Source organism: Enhygromyxa salina (assembly GCF_002994615.1).
Taxonomy (GTDB): Bacteria; Myxococcota_A; Polyangia; order Nannocystales; family Nannocystaceae; genus Plesiocystis; species Plesiocystis salina_A.
The window spans coordinates 1-641 of the sequence record NZ_PVNK01000050.1 but is presented as its reverse complement, the minus strand read 5'-3'; the positions used below and the strand labels follow the sequence as shown (position 1 = coordinate 641).

Here is a 641-nt window from a genome sequence, read left to right as displayed (position 1 = left end):
GTTTATGGGCTTGCGGCTACGTTGCCGGCGCGGGGGGCGGTTAGGGATATTCTTGGGATGTATATGGACGCGCTCTACGAGGTCTGACGGCCGTGACGGCCTGCCCGTGACGGCCTGCCCGAAGGTCATGTCATCGTGCCCGTGTGACGGCCTGCCCGCGCGCGCGATGCCCTGCCCGAAGGTCATGTTCGAAGAATAGCGTGCCCGTGACGGCCTGCCCGAAGGTCATGTCATCGCGCGTGCCTTGACGGCCCCCGACGGCCTGCCCGAAGGTCATGTTCGAAGAATAGCGGGGGCGTGCGATGCCCTGCCCGAAGGTCATGTTCGAAGAATAGCGGGGGAGGTGGTTCGTGGCTTTGGCGAGGTCGCAACCGAGTTCCAGACTTGGAGGAAATAGCGGGGCAGCGGGAGAATCAAGCTCGAAACAGCCCCAAATGCCCCCGCACGTTCGCTCCCCCGCCCTTCAACCAGCACAAACAAGCGGGTCGCCGTGCCCGCCACGTACCATGCACCAACTCAACTACGTGGCCCCGGCACACCGCGCCGCGTACCGGCGCCACATCAACCACGTGCCCTGCGGAAACTCGACATCCCTCTCCCCGTCGAGCCAACGCTCCCTCGCCTCCGCGTAGGCCGCCTCG

The 641-nt window shown here is 65.4% G+C and carries 1 protein-coding gene; it reads right to left on the bottom strand.

Translation table 11 applies throughout. The features are described 5' to 3' along the window. Positions 1-130: 130 nt before the first annotated feature. Positions 131-322 (bottom strand): hypothetical protein, encoded by a 192-nt coding sequence (locus ENSA5_RS37030; protein ID WP_106390394.1) that lies wholly within the window; start codon positions 320-322, stop codon positions 131-133. Positions 323-641: the final 319 nt, after the last annotated feature.